We start from the raw sequence: 14,316 nt of genomic DNA on the forward strand, positions 1-14,316 counted from the left end.
GGACTATTTCTTTGACAGGGTCACGCGAATTCCACCGAAGACAGTGAAGGGCGCTCCCGGAGCCAGAAAGGTCGAATTGCGGAGGGGGTAACTGGTGTCGCCATCCTGTTGAACCGGAGGGAAAGGGCGAGGGATGAAATGTCCGTTGTTGTCATAGGGCGTCGTCCCGAGTTGCGCAGCTGTAGAGTAGTGCGTATCGAGCAGATTGTTAATCTGAAGAAGAGCTTCGAAGTGCGAGCTGAGGGTGTAGTGTGCTCCGAGGTTTGCGACCCCGTAAGGAGACGTGCTTCCCGCGCCAAGATAATAGACTCCATCTGGACGGTGTTGATTGTCTTCATTGCCGCGCGCGAACGAGCCGGAAGACGCGATCACGTTGAAATCCACCAACAGTTTCGAGGTCGGCTTGTAGTCGGCAAATACCTTGAGGATATGTCGTGGTGTCTGGGGAATGCGATCTCCGGGGGAGATGGAGATGTCTCCATTAATACCTGGGACGCCCCGCTGGCTGCTTTCGTTGGAGCTGTTACTTCCGCCGTTTACCGTCTGCGGAGATTGGTAGGTTGCATCCAGAAAGGTGTATCCGCTGCCGATCGTCAGGTGGGAAAGCTGCCCACGTAAGTCGAGTTCTATACCCTGTCTTCTTGTTTTGCCGAAATTCAGGAAATACCCAAAACCTGTCTGTTCGGATGCAGCGAACAGCAGGTCATTCGAGTTCTGGCCGAAGAAATAACCGGCGCTCCAGGAGAGCCTGTCCTGGGCGGGACTGCGAACCCCAACCTCAACAGTTCGGCTGACGACCTGCTCGAGTGGTGGGTCGTCAACGAGAGCGTTTGGTAGATTGCAGGGAAAGTCAGGGTTCGCACAACCGAGCTCAATAGAGGTCGGAGCGCGGCTGGCTTCGCTGTAGTCGGCATAGATGCTGAGCCGCGATGAGGCGCGCCACGTGCCTCCTACAGCGGGATTGAAGCGCTGGAAGACATGTGTGCCAGTAAGAGATCCGCGTGCGGGTGTATCGGCAGGAAGGCGGTCGAGGTTGTCGACGGTCGTGCGGTTATAGCGGCCTGAGGCCGTAAGAGACCATCGCCCCCTCTGGTAGGTGTTGGTCAGATAGAAGCTGGGCGTGTTGATGGTTCCGTGGAGTTGCACCCTCGTATCGACAGGATCACCATCTGCGTCCGTCGAGCCATCGGCAAAAGCGTCCACGGGGGTGATGCTGATGCCATCCAAATTGAGATACCCGAACTGCGAAGCCTGTTGATAGCTCAGGCCGCTATGGTCCCATCCGGCGCCGGCGGAAAACAGATTGTGTGTCGTCCGCCACGAGACAAGCCCGGACAGGCCGTAGTTATTCTGCTGGGTGCGTGTATTGGTGAAGATGCCTGTGCAGCTTTCGGACGGTTCGTCTTTTCTCAGAGCCCGGGCGATGCACTTCCAGTAGGGGAAAGGCTCTGTCGTGGAATTGCCCGAGATGGGGAAGCCGCTGTATCCGGCCGCCTGAAGTGCAGCGACATCAGCGCTGCTGAGGTTATAAAGCGACTGATCAAAGGTGTCGTCGTTGATGTCACCGTTAGTGGTGTCCGTGCGGACATGGCGAAAGTACAGATTTCCGGAGGTGGACCAGTGATCGCTGATCTGGTGATTTGCGTTGAGAGTGAGTGTCGGAGAATGATCCCACGTGGTGTCGGGGATCGAGTAGACGCCGGAGTAATCCTTTTCGAGAAAGCGGAAGTCCTGGAGTCCGTTCCCGGTGAGCCAGTTGATAGCGTAGGCCCCGGCGAGACTGATGCTGGTCTTTTCGCGATTCCAGCGTAGCTTTGCAAACGATTGCCGCACTTCGGATGGAGAAGCCCGCCGCCACCCGTCTTCACGAAAGTAGTTTCCCGCGGCAAACCAGTCGAGAGATCTGCCGTTCGATCCGCCGTACTCTCCTTCTACGGATCGTCGGCCGAAGTTCCCTCCGATCGACTGCACCGTCAAGCCCCGGTTGCTGGATCCATCCTTGGTTCTGATGGCGATGGCGCCTCCCAGCGTGTTCAGGCCGAACAATGGGTTGGAACCGGGAATCAGTTCCATATCCTGAATGGCTGCCTTCGGAATTAGATCCCACGAAACCACATCACCGAACGGCTGATTCTGCCTTACGCCGTCCAGGTAGATTGATAAGCCCTGTGGCGTGCCAAGAAGAGGAGATGCAGTGTAGCCGCGATAGTTGATGTCGGGCTCGAAGGGATTGCTCGCATTCTCGTTTACATAAACCCCATTGAGCCGCTTATTCATGGCATCGGTTACATCGATGGCATTCGAGTTTCGAAGATCGTCAGAGCTAAGGGCCTGCACCGGCACCGGGGCCAATTCGATGGAGATGCCCTCACTGCCGATAGGGGTAGGAGTGACTACGGAGACAGCAGTGGAGACACTTTGCAGCTGCAATGAAATCTCCCGCACCACCGGTGTAGAGCTGTTGATCTCCAGTTCCGTCTTATGCGTATCAAATCCATTGCGCGAAACCTCCAGCCGATATCTGCCGAAGGGAAGATCGTGGGCGATCCACACTCCCTGTGCATTTGTCTGAGTGGAGATGTTCACCGAGTTTGTCAGGCCGGCGAGAACGCACCGTGCCCTCAGGGCCACTCCGGAGGGATCGGTAATCTGGGCTCGTAGCTCACCGTGATCCTGCCGTGTTGTGGAGTTCGAGGTGCCCTGCCCATAGGCAGAGAGGTCAAGCAGCAGAATCAGGCAGATCAGTGAACGCAGAACCATATCACCTTCAGGAGTCGTGTTTGATGAGCCTGCATCACCCAAACATAGCGGCAGCCCTCTAAAGCGAATATTCCCGGTGCAGTCCTTTTGTTCAGACTTTCTTCATAAAAATCACGGATGCTCCACACAACCACCGGTTTGACAGCCATCGGGGCGTCTCCATAGCATTTGGCCGTTGGGTGTTTCAGAGTCTGGCAATGTCGATAAGCTCTAGCGAAAGCGTCGAATCTCCTCTCCTGCGCAGGGTGGAATGTGCTGCGGAGATACCCTCCCTTGAAGAGGAGGTTCTTCATCTCCACGACCAGTTTCGACCTCGTCTTCTCCGCTATGCCGTTTCGATGGGACTGAAGGCGCACGATGCAGAAGATGTTATTCAGGAGGTATTCCTCGCGCTCTTCCGTCATCTTCAGGCTGAGCGATCGCGTGTCAACCTTCCCGGCTGGGTCTTTCGAGTGACGCATAATCTCGCACTGAAGAAGAGGATTCGATACCGACTTGAGGACTGCATCGAGGAGGGCGCGTCGGAACGCTGGACGGGAGAGCTGAACCCGGAGGAAGAGTTGATCTTCAACGAGAGACAGCGAACCCTTCGCCGGACCTTCCAGGCGTTGCCCGAAGTCGATCGCCTGTGCGTCCAACTTCGGGCCGAGGGTCTGAAGTACCGCGAGATCGCGCGGATTCTCGGCATCTCCCTGGGCGGAGTCGCCAACACCCTCGCGCGATCGTTCCATCGGCTGCAAAGGAGCGGAGGAGGTGGACCGTGCGCGTGATCGCCAGTCATCTGTCGGAAGTAGATCTCATCCGTTTTCTGGACGAGGAGATGAGTGCCGAGGAGACCGCCATAACCGGCGCACATCTAGAAGCATGTGAACTGTGCCGTACAGAGATGGCAGAGATCGCAGCAGTGGCCGAAGAGGTGAAGGGGGTGGTTTCAACCTCTCACGCCACAGTCCGGTCGACGGAATCTCATCGTTCGCTCCGCATGAAGCTGGATCAGGCGAGTTCTGACAATAAGTCTTTGCGCAGTCGGTTCTCCTCATGGACCACGGAGAAATTCAATCCAGCTTATGCCTATGGAGCTTTGGGCTTTCTGACGGTCGCAGCCTTATTCTTTATCTTTCCCTACGCGGATCGCTCTGATGTGAAGCCTGCGCCGTCACTACCGATTCGCGCCCTGACTCCGGGAATGACTCGTCCGGTGAATCTGGAGGAGATCTGCGCCTCAGCCGACAGCGACCCCGATCCCGCAGTCTCTCCGCAGCTACAGGAAGCCGTCTTCCGCGAGTATGGCATCTCTCACCGGCGCGCGGCCAAAGACTTCCAGGTCGACTACCTGATCAGTCCTCAGCTCGGAGGTACCGACGATGTCAGAAACCTCTGGCCCCAATCCTACAAAGATGCTGTCTGGAATGCCGAAGCAAAAGATGCTCTGGAGCGTCACCTCTCCCGCTTGGTATGCGAAGGAAAGGTGAGCCTCACAGAAGCACAGAGCGACATCGCAACCGACTGGATCGCCGCTTACCAGAAATATTTCTAAGCCGTTGAACCGTGTCACTACGGTAGAACGATGATCCCCCATGGTCCTTCGCCGGCCTTGAACTTCTTTGTGACAATATTGGTAGCTACGTCCACCGCAGACACGTCGTTCGAGGGCCCATTGGCAGAATAGAGGGTCTTCCCATCCGGAGAGAGCGCGATTCCCCATGGGCGGCGCCCTACCTCGACAGATCCTAGAACCTTATTCGTCTCCGTATCGACGGAGAAGACCATGCGACCGCGGCCGGTACTTACGTAAAGCCGTTTCCCGTCAGGAGAGAGCAGCACTCCCATCGGTTTGATGATGCCCGGTTTGCCAAGCTGGATTGTTTTTACGACCTTATGGAGCTTTGTATCGACCAGTACGACAGTTCCATCGTTCTCTGCATTGATGTAGGCGTGCTTCCCGTCTGGCATAAACGCGACAGAGCGTGGCCGATGACCCACCTTGAATGTGGCGACAATCTTTCCTGCCGCAGGATCCAGCACTGAGATCTCGCTGGTCTCCTCTGAGGTTACGTAGACCTGCTTTCCATCGGGTGTTGTCTTGACGCCTTCCGGCTGAGCTCCGATTTTGAGCGTCTTGGCCACAGCACCTGAGGCGATATCGATGATACTCACCGCCGAGATATCTTCATTGGAGATATAAAGCTGCTTCCCATCTTTGCTGATGTCGAAATTTTCCGGATCAGATCCTCCCGGAATTATCTTCACCAGCTTCCGCTGGGCTACGTCGAAGATGCCGATTCCGTCGGCGCTTTTATCGGGGGGAGGCAATGTGCTCTCATCAACGTCGGGTCCTGCGATCGGGGTCCCGCTCAGCGCCACGTAGAGCATCTTGCCGTCAGGACTCGCGTGAATGCCGCGAGGACGCTTACCCAGGTGAATGGTCGCAAGGAGATTTCCATTCCCGCTGTCGATCACGCTCAGATCGCCGGAGACCTCGTCTGTGACATAGATCTTGGGAGCTCCGGATTCAGGCGGTGCAGCCTGTTTTTGGGCGACTGTTTTCTCTCCGCTCTGGGACTTGCAGGCGACCAGTGAAAGCGTACAGCCCAGCAGAAGTGCAAAGCTCAATTTTTTGCGCATTACTTACTTCCCCTTGTAGGTAAAATCTGCGGCAGCTTTTTGCTGTGGGCTGACGGTGATCTGTTGCTGCTGGGTACCAAGCTTCTCCTGCCACACCGTGAGGGTGTAGGTTCCCGGAGGAAGATTGGGAATGCTGAAGCTGCCATCCTCTTTGGTGACGGCGAAGTAGGGATGATCCAGTACGCCGATGTACGCATGCATCCACCCATGGATATTACACTTCACAGGGATCATGATCTCTGGCTTGGTGAATTTGCGATGCAACGGTGGATCACCGGGGCCCTGACTGTGATTCCAGGCGCGATTCACCTCTGCCATCGGGTGAATATTGTGTGTGACTGGATCAGAATTGGTTACTTCGACAGGCTGATCTACCTGAACCCCCAGCACGCGAGGATGGAACCAGCATCCCTTTTGATCGATGACCGCAACTTCAGCGGGCGGAGCAAAGTTTTTTCCTTCAAGACCCTTGCTGATATATACAAAGGCGTTTGCGAGGCCTCCCCCGTGTTCCACCAGGATAGATTCGTCATAGGCCTTTGCATGGTGCGCCGCGACGCAGGCCGGGTCTTCGCTCATGTCGATCAGTTTCCGTGGTGGAAGCTTCCCTTTATAGCGAACCGTTCCGCTGATCGAACCGGCGGTCGCAGAGTCTACTTTGAAGAAGACCGGAGTCGCTGGCTTTGGGGCAGCTGCTGCCGGTGCCTGCTCCTGCTTTCGGGAGCAGCCCGTCATCAGAACTGCCGTTCCAAGGAAGAGCGTCGAGAGCCTTCGAAAGTTTGATGTCATAGTCCTTACCTACTGACCGCCGGGAGGCCCAACGTTGGGGGAGATATCTCCCGTAAGCGAGTTGAGAAACGCTACCAGATCTGCACGATCCTCCCCAGTAAGGTGGATCGATTTGATCTCTTTATCGAGATTCGGGTTGGAGTTGCCGCCGCCAGCGTAGAAATCGACAACTTCTTTCAGTGTTCGAAGGCTACCATCATGCATGTAGGGAGCAGTCTTTGCGATGTTCCGCAGGGTCGGAGTCTTGAATGCTCCGCGGTCAGATTCGACCTTTGTCTCATGGTAACGCCCGGTGTCCTTGAAGGTCGCTCCATCCTCTCCGACGCCCTCTCCCAGATTATGGAACTTGCCATCGGTAAACAGGGCATACTGAGCGTTGATGGTGTGGCAGGCCGCGCAGTTGCCCTTAACCGGGTTGATGAACAGCGCAAATCCTCTCACCTGCTGGGGTGTGAGTGCCTGCTTATCTCCACCATACTGGAATCGGTCGAACGCTGAGTTGCCGGTGAGAACTGTTCGTTCGAAGCTGGCCAGCGCCTTCTCGATACGTCTGAGAGTGACGTCTTCGCTCCCGTAGGCAGCCCGGAACATGGCGTTATATACCCGATCCTTGCGCAGTTTGGATACCGATACGTCATGTGCCTGGTTCATCTCGATCGGATTGATCATCGGGCTGGCCGCCTGATCTTCCAGGTTTAGGGCTCGGCCATCCCAGAACTGAAATGGCTGATAGGCCACATTCAGTATCGTCGGTGCATTCCGCACTCCGAGATGTCCTGCGACTCCCTTTGAGAACTGCAGACCATCGGTGAAGTCGAACTGAGGATTGTGGCAGCTTGCACACGCAAGAGTGTTGTCTTTCGAGAGCCGCTGGTCATAGAACAAACGCCGTCCCAGCGCTATTGTCTCAGCCGTCGGAGGATTGTCTTTAGGGATCGGGACCGGGGGAAGCCCAAGCAGCGGTTTGATGTGAACAGGAATACCGATTGGCTTATCCGGTATGACCGAGTTGCAACCCGCCATCCACAGGGATGGAATGACGAGAGCTACATACAGCAAGCAGCGTCTCAGTCGCGATGCAGGAAGAATGGATGTACACCGAGTCGAGATCCTGATTCGAGTCAACGCGGCCTGCAGAGTCATAGACCTTTTCAGATTAGCTGGTATGACTCGAGTTTGCAGGCGACCCCGGTAACTTCGACTTTGGCATGGGCCGGGAGACTGCATTGTTTAAATTGACTCCCCAGACGACCGGGAGGTAAGACCTCGCACGCCAATATTCTTAACTGCGATGGCATTAAAGGTTGACAGCTTTACAGCGGCATGGATAGGATGCTTGCGAAATGAGACGTCTCATAAATTCTTCTTGTACCCGCAAAGATCAACATCTTCCTATACTTCGCGGGAACGGCTCTATGGAGACTGCGACGCCCGATTCCACGAGGATGACATTCATGAAGGTACGGAAACTGTCAGGATCTTCTCTCCCGACGCGTATGGCCGTTCTATTCTTCGCAGGGGCTCTCGGCCTTGGACTTACCGGGTCTGCCTTGGGCCAGTCCAAGAGTTCACCGGAGTGGACGACAAGCAGCTATAACCCGCAGCGGGATGCCTGGCAGCGGCATGAGAACAGGATTACGGCTCAGAACGCTGGAAAGATTCAACTGCTCTGGAAGTACAAGACCGACAACAAGACCATGGGTATGCAGTCTTTCCGTGAGCCGCTCATCGCCTCAGGCGTGAAGACCGACAAAGGGACAAAGACGATAGCGATCTTCGCCGGTAGTTCGGACGACGTTTACGTCATCGATGCAGATACTGGGACGCCGGTATGGCAGAAGAAACTGAAGTGGCTTTCGAGTCAGCCGCAGGAAGCTGGGGAAGGCCGCGGCTTTATCTGCACTAATGCACTCAGTGCCACACCGGTGATTACGCCTGCCGGAGCGAAGGAACGCGTCCTGTACGTCATCACCACTGATGGCTATCTGCACCTCATGGATCCAGCGACCGGTGACGAAAAAGAAGCGCCGGTACAGATGCTGCCGAACGTCTATGGCAAGCCTTATGGTCTCAATCTGGTGAATGGGGTGGTTTATACCATCACTGGCCAGGGCTGCGGTGGTGTTCCTAACGTGCTTTACGCCTACAACACCGTCACCAAGAAAGTAACTCTGTCGTCGCCCCCACAGGGTGGACTCTGGGGGACGGCAGGACCGGCCATCGGCACCGACGGGACTATCTACTTCGAATCGGGTGATCATCCCTATGACGCCAAGGCGGGGCTGCTCTCGACCAGTTTTCAGGCGTACACCTTTTCCAACGACACACTCAAGCTCAAGGACTACTTCACCCCATCGAACTATGAATGGCTGAGCAAGCGCGATCTCGACATGAATACCACTCCGGTGGTCTTTCCTTACAAGGGCCGCGACCTGCTTGTAGGGGGAGGTAAAGAGGGACGCTTCTACATGCTGGACAGCAGATCGATCGGAGGCGCGGATCACCAGACCCCGTTGTTTCGATCTGAGTTGATTGCTAACGCGGACGTCAACTTCCAAACGGAAGGGACCTGGGGAAGCTTCGCCGCATGGAAGGACAACGAAGGGACGCAGTGGGTCCTGGCTCCCAATGGAGGTCCTACGACCGTTAAGTTTCCGATCAACTACGGAGATACGCCCAATGGCGGAATCCTCGCCTTCAAGGTAGAAGACAAGGATGGAAAGACCGTGCTGTCGAATGCATGGCAGTCGGCGGACATGATGACTGCGGAGCCTCCGGTCGTCGCCAATGGCCTGGTATTTGTACTGGCTGGCGGGGAGTACACGGGCCAGACCAACGAAGTTGAGGGCGGTCTCTACTCGGCAGAAGATCGGATCAAGCGGTCCATACCCGCAAAGCTGTATGTGCTCGATGCGAAGACCGGCAAACAGCTCTACTCCAGCGGAGATCAGATAGCGTCATTTCTTCATCAGGCCGGTCTTTCGGTCGCTGGAGGCCGCATTCTGTTCGGAACCTTCGATGGAACCGTCTACTGCTTCGGCATTAAATAACGTGGACACAGGAAACGAATCGAGGACGTCTTCAGATGAAGAAATGGTTTGGTCTCACAATTGGATTTTCGTTCGCCGCGGCATTCGTCTGTTTGACGCCCGTTACAGGGCAGGCGATCGGAAACTGGACTTCTCCACGAAATAATATGGAACACAATGGCTGGCAAAAAGCCGAGACCATCATGTCCAAAGAGAACCTTTCGGGAAAGTTCAAGTTCCTTTGGAAGATTCAGCTTGGAACTGCGCCGACAAAGGATTCGCCTGCCTATAGCGAACCGTTACTAGTTCCGCGCCTGATCAATGCAAAAGGCTTCAAGGATTTTGCCCTTTGGGCGGACAGCGAGAATCTGTATGCTGTCGATTCGGAACTGGGAACTGTGCTCTGGACGAAGCATTACGATAGTGCTTCTTCTCCCTGCGGTCCTTCCAATCTGAGCGCCGTTGCCGAAGCGCCGCTGGTAATCAACTTTCGTGCCCGGCGGCCGGCAGGTTCTCCGCCACCTAAACCGCAGCCTCCCATGAAGGTGTCCGAACGACGAGTCGGTATCTCTCCTGGAGGAGGAGGCTTCGGTCTCAAAGGTATCTTCGTTCTCACCAGTGATGGATATCTTCATGAGCAGGTGATCGCTACAGGGGCTGATTTTGCGCCGCCCGTGAAGTTTCTTCCCGGAGCTGCAGGTATCCCCCTGGGTCTCGCTCTCGACGGGAAGACGATGTATACGGCGACCCGGTCCGGATGCGCGGGTGCCGAAAATGCGGTCTGGGCAGTCGATATGAGCAACGCGGAGTATCCGGTTGCAGGTTACAAGACAGGGTCGGTTCCTCCCCTTGTCGCGATGGGCCCGACCATCGCTGAGAATACTGCCTACGTCGTCACAGGTCCCGGAGCATCGGGGCAGAGCGGAGATGTTCACGCCAACAGTGTCGTAGCGCTTGGCCCGGATGCGAAGGTGAAAGACTGGTACACCCCGGAGGGTGCAGATCGTTTGCAGAATGTCACCCCTGTTGCTTTCATGCAGGATGGCAAGAATCTTCTGGTTGCTCCCGGCAAGGATGGAAGCTATGTTCTGCTGGATGCAGCCTCACTTGGCGGCTCTGATCACAAGACGCCTCTCGCCTCCACGTCTTCTTTATCTGAGGCGAAGGAAGACACCATCGCTGCGCTTGCGAGCTGGCAGGATTCCGGCGTGACCTGGGTGCTGGCTTCCGTCCCCGGCCCGCTCAGTTCCTCCGCGAAGTTTCCGGATGGTAACGGAGCAGCGCCCCACGGAAGCATCGTAGCTTTCAAGCTGGAGAGCACTGCAGGCAAGATGACTCTGGCGCCGGCGTGGTCATCGCGGGATCTCGTCAATCCTGCGCCTCCGGTCGTTGCCAACGGTCTCGTCATCGCGCTTTCGCAGGGCGACGCCTCCAATCATGCTGTCTTGTATGTGCTCGACGCAGCCACGGGTAAAGAGCTTTATTCGAGCGGTGACGATGTGAAAACCTATGCTCATATGGCCGGTGTGGCGGTGGGAGACGGCCATGCGTTCTTTGTCACTCACGACAACACGCTCTACTCCTTTGGAATTGGGATGGAGCACTAGATCGAAGCTGCGGTATGGCCCCACTCATGTCCGCATGACAGGCAAAAGTTTAAAGATAAGGAAGCGTCTGAGATGGTAAATCGAGCCCGCGTAGAAGAAGTAGTCAATGCATCTGGTGGAGTTTTAAAGCTGGCTCCATGTTGGGTACCCCGATCCTTTATGATTCCAGGTCGCCGTTTGAAGCTTCATCCCGACGACCTCTACGCCTTTGGGGGTCATCGAGGCGGAATCAACGAGCGTTGGTTCTCCTCGACAACGAAGGCTTCCAATGGACCACACACGCTTCCGGACGAGGGCCTGAGCTACGTCAATCCTGAGCAAGGGGAGAAGTTCCTTCTTAAGGAGGCGGTTGAAGCGGCAGGAGACCTCCTGCTCGGCGCCGATGTAATGGAACGTGAAGGCGGGTGGAATCTGTTGTGCAAGTTCTTCGACAACATGGGGCCGATCCCCCATCACATGCATCAGACCGAAGAGTTTGCCAGCCTCGTAGGCCAGAAGGGCAAGCCTGAGGCCTACTACTTCCCACCTCAGTACAATCAGATTCACAACAACTTCCCCCATACCTACATGGGGTTGGAGCCTGGAACAACCAAGGACGACATTCGTCGATGCCTGGAGAAGTGGCACCAGGGTGACAATGGCATCCTTGCCTACGCTCGGGCCTATCGGCTTATACCCGGCGAAGGCTGGCAGATCAATCCTGGAATCCTCCACGCCCCGGGTTCGCTCGTGACTTACGAGCCTCAGGTAAACAGCGACGTCTTCGCCATGTTCCAGTCGGAGGTGGAAGGCCGCATCGTGGATTGGGAGCTGTTGACCAAGGATGTGAAATCGGAGTTCAACAAGGACATCGATTACCTGATCAGCATGCTGGATTGGGATGCCAACGTTAATCCCGAATTCGCGAAGTCCAATAAGACCTTCCCCAAGGCAGTCAGGTCTGAGGAAGAGATGAAGGAGCAGGGATATCGCGAGGTCTGGGTCACCTATGGGACACCCTTCTACTCTGCCAAGGAGTTGACGGTTCTGCCGCGACAGGCGGTTACGATCAAGGACAGTGAAGCTTACGGCGTTATCGTCACCCAGGGCCACGGGCGCCTGGGTAATCAGACCGCATCGACGCCATCGATGATCCGCTTTGGTCAGATGACAGAAGATGAGTTCTTCGTAACAGCCGCTGTGGCCCGAGAGGGAATCGTGATCGAAAATCACAGCTCCTCCGATCCTCTGGTCATGCTCAAGCACTTTGGACCGGCAAATCCTGATGCCGCATCCCTGGTGAAGAAGTAAGGAATCTCTATGGATACCAGCATGCAGAACACAAAGCCTGCAATTCATAATGCGATGTGGCCCGGTCTTGTGGGCAAGGGGCCCGACTCCGAACCGCCCATCGACCTTGAGACCATGCTCGATCTGACGGCCTCTGCCGAGGTCGATGGACTGAGGTTCGATGGTGTCGATCTCTTCGCCTCTCTCCCTCACATCGACATCGACTCCACGAAGGAGGATCTGCAGCGAACCGCAGATCGCATCGCGGCGCGTAATCTCGTCGTTGGTTCTCTGGTGGCTCCCGTCTGGCCTCCTACGGGAGGCGGCTCCGCTATGGGATCGCAGTCGGAACGAGATAGCTTCATCACGCAGGTACGAAAGACCTGCGAGATGGCGAAGACCTTCCGTGATCTTGGCGTTCGCCACTACGGCGTCATCCGGATCGATTCCGCGACGAGCCCTGTGGAGTGGGCGAAAGATCCTAAAGGAAACACCAAAAAGATCGCCGAAACCTTCCGCGAAGCTGCAAATGTGGCTGAAGGATACGGCGAGCGTCTAGCGGCCGAAGGCGAGATCTGCTGGGGCGGAATGCATGGCTGGAAGCATATGGTCGAGCTTCTTGAGACGGTCGATCGCCCGCAGACGGTTGGGTTTCAGGCCGACATGGCCCACTCCCTGCTCTACACGCTGGGCTATAACGCGCCGGAAGATCGCCTCCTGCCCGAAAACTTCGACTGGTCTAATCAGGATGTTCTCATGGCAGCCCTGACGAAACTGACTGACGCTCTTCGCCCCTGGACGATCGATTTCCACGTTGCCCAGAACGATGGCACGGTTCACGGCAGCGGTTCGCATGACAAGACTGGCCGCCATTGTCCAGCCAACGATCCGAACGGCAAGATGGACATCGTCAAAGTGGCTGGCCTCTGGATGCGAGATAAGAACGGGAACCCAACGCGTGCCTTTCAGCATATCTGTTGGGACGGTTGCATGTTCTCCAACAAGACGATGACGTCTCCCGACACCTGGCGCGAAGTGTTGAAGACGTTGATCGCTGTTCGTAATGCGCACGGGTGGGACTAATTTCATGGCAAAGAAGACCCTTAATGTAGGCCTCGTTGGATATGGTTTCATGGGCCGAACTCATTCGAACGCTTATCTTCAGGCTCCGAGATTCTTCGACCTTCCCTATCAGCCTGTACTTAAAGCCGTCTGCGCACGGAATGCGGATCGCGCAAAGGGCTTCGCCGAAAACTGGGGCTATCAGTCCATTGAGACGGACTGGCGTGCCCTCGTGCAGCGAAGTGACATCGACCTGATCGATATCGCAAGCCCCAACGATACGCATGCTGAGATCGCGATCGCTGCCTCCCAAGCTGGGAAGATGATCCTGTGCGAGAAACCTCTGGGACGGACAGCCGAGGAAGGCAAGGCGATGGCGGACGCAGTTGCAGCGTCGAAGAGTCCGAACATGGTCTGGTATAACTACCGCCGTGTTCCGGCTCTCATGCTGCTGAAGGATCTCCTGGCTGAAGGACGATTTGGCCGGATCTTCCATTACCGCTCGCAGTTTCTTCAGGACTGGACAATCTCTCAGGATCTTCCGCAAGGAGGAGAGGGCCTGTGGCGTCTGGACTCATCGGTGGCTGGCAGCGGCGTTACCGGAGATCTCTTAGCGCACAATATCGATATGGCTCTCTGGCTGAACGGCTCCCTCACCGAGGTCGCAGCCATGACTGAGACCTTCATCAAAGAGCGCAAACACAGCCTGACGAATACGATGCAGCCGGTCACGATCGACGATGCAAGCTCCTTTATCGGTCGCTTTCAGAATGGATCTACGGCCATGTTTGAAGCCACCCGTTATGCCCGCGGACACAAGGCGCTGTTCACGCTCGAAATTAACGGGGAACAAGCTTCGGCACGCTGGGACCTGCACGATCTTCACCGTCTGGAATACTTTGACCACCGCGATGAAAGCCGTCTACGAGGATGGAAGAGCATCCACATCACCGACGGCGACCACCCTTACATGAAGCACTGGTGGGTTCCCGGACTGCAGATCGGTTACGAACATACATTCATTCACCAGGTGGCGGACTTCCTCACTGCGGTCGGCGAAAATCGCGAGGCAGCGCCAACGTTCAAGGACGGTCTCGCCGTGGATTACGTCACGGATGCTGTTCTCAGGTCAGCAAAGACGAAACAGTGGGAGTCGATTCCCCTCGCCTGATGAC

General features: G+C 56.0%; 11 protein-coding genes. 7 read left to right on the forward strand and 4 right to left on the reverse strand.

The genetic code is table 11. From position 1 onward, the window contains the following. Positions 1-3 precede the first annotated feature (3 nt). Positions 4-2,760, reverse strand: a complete 2,757-nt coding sequence (locus JAO29_RS15600; protein WP_334269172.1) for a TonB-dependent receptor — start codon at positions 2,758-2,760, stop codon at positions 4-6. Positions 2,761-2,957: 197 nt separating this feature from the next. Here JAO29_RS15600 and JAO29_RS15605 point away from each other — a divergent pair, with 197 nt between their 5' ends. Both JAO29_RS15605 and JAO29_RS15610 read left to right on the forward strand, forming a co-directional pair. After that, on the forward strand, positions 2,958-3,530 hold the full coding sequence (locus JAO29_RS15605) for an RNA polymerase sigma factor (protein WP_334269173.1): 573 nt from the start codon (positions 2,958-2,960) through the stop codon (positions 3,528-3,530). Further along, positions 3,521-4,297, forward strand: a complete 777-nt coding sequence (locus JAO29_RS15610; RefSeq protein WP_334269174.1) for an anti-sigma factor family protein — start codon at positions 3,521-3,523, stop codon at positions 4,295-4,297. The genes JAO29_RS15605 and JAO29_RS15610 overlap by 10 nt, the downstream gene beginning before the upstream one ends. Before the next feature lie 17 nt (positions 4,298-4,314). Here JAO29_RS15610 and JAO29_RS15615 read toward each other — a convergent pair whose 3' ends face one another. Genes JAO29_RS15615 through JAO29_RS15625 form a run of 3 tightly spaced genes read right to left on the reverse strand, consistent with a single transcriptional unit; the run spans position 4,315 to position 7,233 of the window. Next, positions 4,315-5,385, reverse strand: coding sequence for a beta-propeller fold lactonase family protein (locus JAO29_RS15615; protein ID WP_334269175.1), 1,071 nt, complete (start codon positions 5,383-5,385; stop codon positions 4,315-4,317). 3 nt (positions 5,386-5,388) lie between these two features. Next, positions 5,389-6,174 (reverse strand): beta-sandwich domain-containing protein, encoded by a 786-nt coding sequence (locus JAO29_RS15620; protein ID WP_334269176.1) that lies wholly within the window; start codon positions 6,172-6,174, stop codon positions 5,389-5,391. Positions 6,175-6,183: 9 nt separating this feature from the next. After that, positions 6,184-7,233 (reverse strand): cytochrome-c peroxidase, encoded by a 1,050-nt coding sequence (locus JAO29_RS15625; RefSeq protein ID WP_334269177.1) that lies wholly within the window; start codon positions 7,231-7,233, stop codon positions 6,184-6,186. 395 nt (positions 7,234-7,628) lie between these two features. On the opposite strand from JAO29_RS15625, the gene JAO29_RS15630 reads away from it, so the two are divergent. From JAO29_RS15630 to JAO29_RS15650, 5 genes are all read left to right on the forward strand, one after another. After that, positions 7,629-9,224: an outer membrane protein assembly factor BamB family protein gene (locus tag JAO29_RS15630; protein WP_334269178.1), complete on the forward strand. Its 1,596-nt coding sequence runs from the start codon at positions 7,629-7,631 to the stop codon at positions 9,222-9,224. Positions 9,225-9,259: 35 nt separating this feature from the next. Next, positions 9,260-10,810, forward strand: coding sequence for a hypothetical protein (locus JAO29_RS15635; RefSeq protein ID WP_334269179.1), 1,551 nt, complete (start codon positions 9,260-9,262; stop codon positions 10,808-10,810). A 159-nt stretch (positions 10,811-10,969) separates the two neighbouring features. Continuing rightward, entirely contained in the window at positions 10,970-12,100 is a 1,131-nt protein-coding gene (locus JAO29_RS15640) for a hypothetical protein (protein WP_334269180.1), read from the forward strand. Between the two features lie 21 nt (positions 12,101-12,121). Beyond that, the gene (locus JAO29_RS15645; RefSeq protein WP_334269181.1) at positions 12,122-13,162 is read left to right on the forward strand and encodes a sugar phosphate isomerase/epimerase family protein; all 1,041 of its coding nucleotides are present in this window, start codon (positions 12,122-12,124) and stop codon (positions 13,160-13,162) included. Positions 13,163-13,166: 4 nt separating this feature from the next. After that, positions 13,167-14,312 carry a Gfo/Idh/MocA family protein gene (locus JAO29_RS15650; protein ID WP_334269182.1) on the forward strand — a complete coding sequence of 382 codons (1,146 nt, stop codon included), beginning with the start codon at positions 13,167-13,169 and terminating at the stop codon, positions 14,310-14,312. Positions 14,313-14,316 lie beyond the last annotated feature (4 nt).

The sequence above is a fragment of the Edaphobacter sp. HDX4 genome (assembly GCF_036877565.1).
Taxonomy (GTDB): Bacteria; Acidobacteriota; Terriglobia; order Terriglobales; family Acidobacteriaceae; genus Edaphobacter.

Excerpts from the sequence above, each read along its gene's own strand:
- JAO29_RS15640 (WP_334269180.1), top strand. The coding sequence starts at position 10,970 with ATGATTCCAGGTCGCCGTTTGAAGCTTCATCCCGACGACCTCTACGCC.
- JAO29_RS15615 (WP_334269175.1), bottom strand. The coding sequence starts at position 5,385 with ATGCGCAAAAAATTGAGCTTTGCACTTCTGCTGGGCTGTACGCTTTCA.
- JAO29_RS15645 (WP_334269181.1), top strand. The coding sequence starts at position 12,122 with ATGCAGAACACAAAGCCTGCAATTCATAATGCGATGTGGCCCGGTCTT.
- JAO29_RS15620 (WP_334269176.1), bottom strand. The coding sequence starts at position 6,174 with ATGACATCAAACTTTCGAAGGCTCTCGACGCTCTTCCTTGGAACGGCA.
- JAO29_RS15635 (WP_334269179.1), top strand. The coding sequence starts at position 9,260 with ATGAAGAAATGGTTTGGTCTCACAATTGGATTTTCGTTCGCCGCGGCA.
- JAO29_RS15630 (WP_334269178.1), top strand. The coding sequence starts at position 7,629 with ATGAAGGTACGGAAACTGTCAGGATCTTCTCTCCCGACGCGTATGGCC.
- JAO29_RS15605 (WP_334269173.1), top strand. The coding sequence starts at position 2,958 with ATGTCGATAAGCTCTAGCGAAAGCGTCGAATCTCCTCTCCTGCGCAGG.
- JAO29_RS15650 (WP_334269182.1), top strand. The coding sequence starts at position 13,167 with ATGGCAAAGAAGACCCTTAATGTAGGCCTCGTTGGATATGGTTTCATG.
- JAO29_RS15600 (WP_334269172.1), bottom strand. The coding sequence starts at position 2,760 with ATGGTTCTGCGTTCACTGATCTGCCTGATTCTGCTGCTTGACCTCTCT.